Source organism: Candidatus Babeliales bacterium, from assembly GCA_035288105.1.
In the GTDB taxonomy this organism is placed as follows: Bacteria; Babelota; Babeliae; order Babelales; family Vermiphilaceae; genus SOIL31.
On the sequence record DATEAY010000029.1, the window covers coordinates 1 to 7,073 of the forward strand.

General features: G+C 36.0%; 5 protein-coding genes. 3 read left to right on the top strand and 2 right to left on the bottom strand.

The window, feature by feature from the left end:
* Window positions 1-211: 211 nt before the first annotated feature.
* Together murA and VJJ26_01530 are read right to left on the bottom strand one after the other, a co-directional pair.
* Complete coding sequence (murA, locus tag VJJ26_01525) at window positions 212-1,618, bottom strand: UDP-N-acetylglucosamine 1-carboxyvinyltransferase (protein HLC06844.1); 1,407 nt, start codon at window positions 1,616-1,618, stop codon at window positions 212-214.
* A gap of 79 nt (window positions 1,619-1,697) precedes the next feature.
* Entirely contained in the window at window positions 1,698-2,318 is a 621-nt protein-coding gene (locus VJJ26_01530) for a hypothetical protein (GenBank protein HLC06845.1), read from the bottom strand.
* Window positions 2,319-2,592: 274 nt separating this feature from the next.
* On the opposite strand from VJJ26_01530, the gene VJJ26_01535 reads away from it, so the two are divergent.
* From VJJ26_01535 to VJJ26_01545, 3 genes are all read left to right on the top strand, one after another.
* Window positions 2,593-2,991 carry a hypothetical protein gene (locus VJJ26_01535; GenBank protein HLC06846.1) on the top strand — a complete coding sequence of 133 codons (399 nt, stop codon included), beginning with the start codon at window positions 2,593-2,595 and terminating at the stop codon, window positions 2,989-2,991.
* Window positions 2,992-3,310: 319 nt separating this feature from the next.
* Complete coding sequence (locus VJJ26_01540) at window positions 3,311-5,290, top strand: hypothetical protein (GenBank protein HLC06847.1); 1,980 nt, start codon at window positions 3,311-3,313, stop codon at window positions 5,288-5,290.
* Between the two features lie 298 nt (window positions 5,291-5,588).
* A complete protein-coding gene (locus tag VJJ26_01545; protein ID HLC06848.1) occupies window positions 5,589-6,860 on the top strand; it encodes a clostripain-related cysteine peptidase in 1,272 nt (423 codons plus the stop codon).
* The last annotated feature ends 213 nt before the right edge of the window (window positions 6,861-7,073 follow it).

The following is a 7,073-nucleotide window of genomic DNA, read 5'->3' on the forward strand; positions in this document are numbered from 1 at the left end:
TACCGCTTAAGGATTTAACTGAGGATCAGTTAGACCGGATTGAAACAAAGATAAATAATTTACCAAGGAAGTGCCTAGGTTTTAGGTCAGCCGCCGAGGCGTTTGGCGCTGAGATAGTCGCACTTCAAACTTGAATGAACCCCCCAACTACGCTATGCTCCGCCGGGGACCCCGTGTGAAATGAAATGGAACATGGACAAACACCTTAATTTTATTTGACCTGCTCTTCAGCAAAAGATTTTACAGAAATTATCGTTTTATCATGCACTTCGTGCGCTTCATGCACCGTAACATTCGCACCAAGTCTCTGTAATTTTTTTTCCAAATTTTCGTAGCCACGTTTCCAATGCGAAAGCCCAGAAACAGTTGTTACACCATGCGCAACTAATCCTGCAATGACTAACGCTGTTGAAGCGCGAATATCTGCTGCCACAACATGCGTACCATACAATTGCTCAACACCAGTAACAATTGTCTTGTTGTGCTCAATTTTTATTGATGCTCCCATTCTTACTAGTTCATGTGCGTGGTGAAAACGATTTTCAAACACCGTTTCTTCAATAACACTCGTTCCCCGTGCTACACATTGCAATGCCATCATAGGCGCTTGCAAATCAGTTGGAAATCCAGGAAACGGTCCTGTCTTAAATGAAACAGCTTTTGGTAATTGTGTTGCTTTTAAATGAATGCCTTTTCCATTTTCACCAACAGTAATCGTGTGACCCATTTCTTCTAACTTAAGCAAAAAAACATCGAGAAGATCTGCTGACGCATCGGGTAGATTAATTTCGCCTCCCGTTGCGGCTGCTGCAATAAGCAACGAACCTGCTTCAAGACGATCAAATATAATTGTGTGTTCAACAGGATTTAAAACAGCAACACCTTCAACAGTAATAGTCGCTGGAGCTTCAACTGTTATTTTTGCACCCATTTTTCGCAAGCACGCAATCAAATCTAACACTTCCGGCTCACACGCCGCGTTAATGATTTTCGTTGCGCCTTGGGCACGTGTCGCTGCCATAATGATGTTTTCTGTTGCACCCACACTAGGGTATTCTAACACTAAGCGTGCTGATCTTAATCCATCAACCTCTGCGCACAAAAAATCACCTTCATAATGTATAGCAACTCCCATCTTGGCAAAATTTTTAAGATGATAATCAATTGGTCGTTTGCCAATCGCATCACCACCTGGAAGACCTCCAATGCGTGCTTTGCCAAAACGTGCTAACAATGCACCCATGATCAAAATTGATGCACGAGTTTTTTGCATCATCATGCTACTTACGTGCCAAGAATACACCAGCGTTGTATCAACAGATAACTGATTATTTTCTGTATCAAAAAAAACAACTGCACCAAGATGGCGCAGTAATTCTATCATCTCAAATACATCTGCCGAAACAGGAACATTGTGTAAGACGGATTTTCCTGTTGTTAATACTAACGACGCAATAGTTACTAAAACAGCATTTTTTGCACCTGCAAGTTCAACAGTACCTGATAAACCACCCGCTCGCCGCTCATCCTGAGCTTGTCGAAGGAAGCCTGTCGAAGGATCAACTCTTAAATATCCATCATTTTTCGCTTGCGCAATTTTTAAAGCTTCATCATTCATGTAAAAAACTCCGCTCATATCTAGTGTTAAGAATATGAGCAGTGTACTTGAAATGAATAAAAAATTGAACGCGGTTTTTTTATTTACTTTTTTCTAAAACTCTTGGTTCTAACTTTCTCATCCCAGAGGGATAAGGATTAGCATCGATAAAATTCAAAATGTGTTGTGCACACACAGTCGCATCACAATCCGTTGAATCAACTATGAAATCATAATAGTCGCAATACTCATGAACAAAATCAATTTGTCCGCGAGCTAAACCCAATTCTCTATTACCACGTTGTTTTTCACGCTTTTCTAACTCTTGCAGACTACACATAACACCAACAAAATAAACTGTATTTTCTCGTAGTGCTGTAATGTAGTTATGCAAAGTTGTATCGCGAGTAAAAATTTCATCTATCGCTATATCATGACCAAAATCAGCAAGACATTTAATAACATATGGCATTGCATTATCAATTTTTTGTCCAAATTGACCTGTTTGAACGTGGATGACGGGATTATTTTGACTTTCAACTGTTTGTGTAAAAGAATAACCTTCATGAGCTTTAGAACCAAATTCTTTATACTCACCTGGTATCATCTTCCAAAACCAATCAATACCTGTGTGGAGTAAGGGTTTTTTACTCAACTTTTGCATTTCTTTGATAATGCTTGATTTTCCCGCCGAAGAACAGCCGTTTATGATAACGATCATGAATGTAAGTCTTTTATAGAAATTCTTTTAATAGATTAGTTTGCTATTGATGCTTCAAAAAAGCAACTATTGACTTATGACCATTGAATAAGGTACATTGAAAGAAAAAGGTTAAACCTTTAATTGAGAATATCAATGAAGAAAATCATATTGTTTACAATATTATCGCTATCCTTTTCATTGAAACTTCATTCCATGGACTACCTCAAACAAAGAAGCCCCAAAACAAGACATATCAATTCTAACTCTGCAAGATTTATCAACAAAAGCTTTGATGCAGAAACAATTAATTCCGTTACTACAGCAGAATATACGCAATTTTACAACCACTCAAGATAAGGTTAGAGCACTTGTCAAAAATGCACCTGAAGGAATCATTGAGTTGGTTAGAACACAATTTTATGAGTTGTGTAAGCCCGAACTAACAAACCTTTTGTTAAAACATCCAATAATAAGTTTTGAAGTTTCTAAAGGATCCAACTATTTTATCAGTCAGATTGAATTTGATCCATCAGGACACTATTGCATAGCCGTGAAAAAACACATCGATTACGAATGGGTAGAAAAGCAAATTGAGGTTTATACACTTCCAAATTTTAATTTAAAAACAACACTGGCAATACATTGTGACCATGTTCGATTCAGCCCACATGGAAAATTTTTAAGCACATAACACAAAGATTCTGACACTATAACATTACTCGATACACAAAATAACTTTAGCCCCTCTACATTCAATGCTCAACGGTCAGCATATGCATTCAATACCCTTGAAAGCATCTTGTTTTCCGTCAAAAAAATGGCATTTGCAAGATATGGCATTTGTGCTGTGGTAGTAAATAACAATAATGTCTTTTAAATTTTATCTTACTCATCATTATCTTCATATTTTTATAGAAATCTATTTACTTTCAGTATGGATATTTATTAATATTATCAATGAGGTCTATACAAAAACTCAAATATCGTGTGTTTTCTAATAGGAAAAACTTATGAGGCACTTAAGAGTAAATACTTTAATTGTTGCGGTGAATTTGATCGTGTCCTCTTTTTCTTGTTCATTGGATGCAATGATTGCTGGTAGGCCAAAAGGCGCTACTTTGTCAATGGAAAAGCGTAAAGCAACGCTGGCAAAGCTGGCAAACCTAAAAAAAGGCGGAATAACTCCACTAAAAATATGGCAAGGAGAAGAAGGTCTTGTTGATGCTGCATCATGCAAGAAAAATGAGTTTTTTATTCATGAGCGGGGATCGTATTTTGGTATTTGCGTTCCTGGTGATGTTGTTAAAATAAGCAAAACGTTGAACAATATGATTACAGATATTGTTGAAAATGTGGCTACAGCTACGGGAGATCAAAGCAAAAGCATCCCACTTAATTTTCCTGCTGCTGTCATAAAAAATACTTTTTATGTTTTAAAAATATATGAAGAAAACAAAAATCAGTCAAAAGAAAAAATTGCGGAATCGATCAAAAAAGCAATAGCTGGTTATTCGTCAGAGCGATTGGTTGATGTAGTTAACTGCATTCATCATTTAGACTGCCCCGAGAATGTGCAAAATGTTTGTTTTTATGAAATCAAAAATAAATATAAGGACAATATAGATGCTATTGTTGCCGATAAAGAACTTGAAAAATTAAATAGTGATTTGCAAAAACCACTAAAGTCACTTATCACCCAGCCTATTATTGCTTATTTATCAGGTTTATTTCAAAAAAAGAATGTGCAAACTACAAAAAAGGTTTTGCGAAATTATGCAGATTCTGATGGGAGGGAGAGACTTATTTCATCAGTTGCTCTCAATTTTGATGGTACAATAATTATTGAAGGGTTACACCAGAGGTTTGCAATCAGAAATATTCCAACAAGCAAAACGTTGGTGAATCAAAAATTAGAGGAGTTCCACTATGTTGATCAGGTGGCGATGAACCCTGAGGGCACCAAAGTTGTTATAGGTGATCATGATCATCTGGAAATATGGGATGCCAACACAGGTAATCTGATTCATAATCTTACCGGTCATTGGGGAGATATTAACTCAGTAGCATTTAGTCCTGATGGAACCAAAATTGTTTCAGGATCTGGTGGAAATGCTAATGGATACTATAATAATCTTATGGTATGGGACGTTGCAACAGGAACTCTAATTGCCAACATAGTTGGCCCTCACAAACCTGTTTTTTCAGTAGCGTTTAATTCCGATGGCACAAAAGTTGTTGCTGGATATGGGAATGTATCCGATACCGCTGTTATTCTAATGTATGATTTTGTGACTGTGCCGGCAAAGAAAAAACTTTTTAAAGGTTTTGGCAATGATATCTATTCTGTGTCATTTAGTCCTGACGATACAAAAATTCTTTACGTGGGTCGTAAAAGAAGTGATATGGTTGCAAAAGCTTATCTGTTAGACATTGACAAGGGAATTAATATGCAGTTCTCGCCAGACTATTCATTGATTACACATTGGTCTACTTTTTTTACCGGTAACCAGTTGAATGATCCTTTTAAAGCATTATTTGCTTGCGATGGTAGAACAATTATTATTGGTGAACCATTTGGTATTCAGATACTGAATATTGATAATAATTATAATATAGTACAAGAAACGTATTTAGATATAACATTATCAGAAAGTAAACTGAGTTCTATGGCAATTAGTCTTAATGGGCAAAAAGTGATATTTGGGTGTTCAGCAATACATGGAGGCAACAGTCCTCTTGTTGTAGAGTGCACGCTTTGGACTGATCAAGATGAGGCAATGATCAACCAATTAAAAAACTGTACCTTCTCTGAAACGAAATTGATTTTTAAATTATATTCCGAGCTAAAAAAACAAAGCTCTGTTAAAAAATTATCCATAGGCAGCGCTGATGCTGATATTTTTCAGCATTTACCAGAAAACATACAGCAAGCATTATCTAATATTTTCTGGCCCGCTGAAAAACCTAAACAAAAAGGTTGGTTCTGGTAAACCAACCTTTCTTCGTTGTTGCCACAACTTATTTTTTATCTATTCGCTTACCATCACGCGAATCTGATACCATATTACTATCTTTATCAAAAGAGTGACTAATGTTAAAAAAAAACAGTCATGAAAATGAAACATGTAAAACAACTATCTGATTAACAACTTCATAGAGTAGTAGATGTAAGGCGAAAAATATTCAATGTAATGCTTAATGCATTAGAAAAAAGCTCAAATAAGCTGTTGACAAAAATTTAGCCTCTCCATTAATCTATTAGTAAAAATAATAATGGGAGGCTATAAGATGCATATCAAAAAGATATATTATATTGGCTTGTTGATTTTCTGTCTTACTCAATCCTTTCTCAATGCAGCTAGTTGGCGTGTTTTGTTTTACATGGATTCTAGCGATAATTTAAGTGACATGGCATTCAAAAGCATCACTGAAATGATGGATGCACAATTGGATCATACTGTTGAATGTTTTATTCAATTGCATGCATATCACAATATAGCTCTGCGATACAAAATAAAAAACAATAATTTACAATTTTTAGAACGCATTTCTTTAAGCGGTGATAGCAAACAAGATTTTATTAATGCTGCGACCTGGGGGTTTAATAATAATAACGCTGATCATACAATGCTGATTTTATCAAATCACGGGTGGGGCATTTTAGATCCTCGATGGAATGAGGCTGCGCAAAAATGGGTGATTGATCATGATGTTACAGCAAATTGTTGCGCAATAAAACGTTCACGATTAATGGACCACCAACACAATCATCGTGGATTTATGTTCAATGAAGGATCTCATACATATCTGACCAATAGCAATCTTGTTGCAGGCCTATATCACATCAAAAATCAACTATTACATAGCAATATTGATATTGTAGCTTTTGACACCTGCATGGGAGCCATGATGGAAGTTGGTTACCAAATAGCACCTTTTGCAAACTTTATGGTTGGATGCCAAAGTTGTGCCCTCAAAGATGGTTTTGATTACACAGGAATTATGCAATCACTAAAAAATGAATTTAATGATCCACGCACTGTCGCAATTGGCATGGTAAAAGCATTTGATGCCTATTACAATGTACATGATGATAAAGGCATTTACACTAATTCTGTGTTTGATTTGAGCCTTATTCATGAAGTATGTACCGCAATGGACATTACCATTACATCTCTTTTGAACATACCAAACGCACTAGAAATTTTAGAAAATGCACGTAACCACACACCACGTCTTTGTATGTGGCCAATGTATACCGATATGATCGAATTTTTCTTGCTATGTCAAAAACACATGCCTAATAACACCGAGTTTAATGCTGCTTTATTTCAATTACAGGATCTGCATAACCGAATGATTATTGCTTATTGCTGTGGTTTTGATGTCAAGAATTTTGTTCACGGCTCTGCGATTTATTGTCCTTTTATACATATTGAAAAATCATACCATGATACAATCTTTGCACAGTCATGCCAGTGGATGAATGTATTACGATTGATTTGTGAGGGATGCACACAATCGTGTAATATGCAAGAATGGAGCGTGGGTAATAACTGATTATATTATGACCACCTATCTTCTTGATTCAACATTTGCTGTAACGTTATCCATTTATTTTTACCTTGGTTAGATAATGGTAGTGCGCGTCCTTTATGCATAACCTCAGGATAAAAATAAATTCAGCACACTCAAGAGGCGTATCTGTATGAAATATCCCTTCATCGCAACCCTGACGAATCAATTTTTCATACAAAAAAGCTTCATTAACTA

What these genes read in the sequence shown, in the direction of transcription:
- murA (HLC06844.1), bottom strand. Translation starts at nt 1,618, where the DNA reads ATGAATGATGAAGCTTTAAAAATTGCGCAAGCGAAAAATGATGGATAT.
- VJJ26_01530 (HLC06845.1), bottom strand. Translation starts at nt 2,318, where the DNA reads ATGATCGTTATCATAAACGGCTGTTCTTCGGCGGGAAAATCAAGCATT.
- VJJ26_01535 (HLC06846.1), top strand. Translation starts at nt 2,593, where the DNA reads ATGCAGAAACAATTAATTCCGTTACTACAGCAGAATATACGCAATTTT.
- VJJ26_01540 (HLC06847.1), top strand. Translation starts at nt 3,311, where the DNA reads ATGAGGCACTTAAGAGTAAATACTTTAATTGTTGCGGTGAATTTGATC.
- VJJ26_01545 (HLC06848.1), top strand. Translation starts at nt 5,589, where the DNA reads ATGCATATCAAAAAGATATATTATATTGGCTTGTTGATTTTCTGTCTT.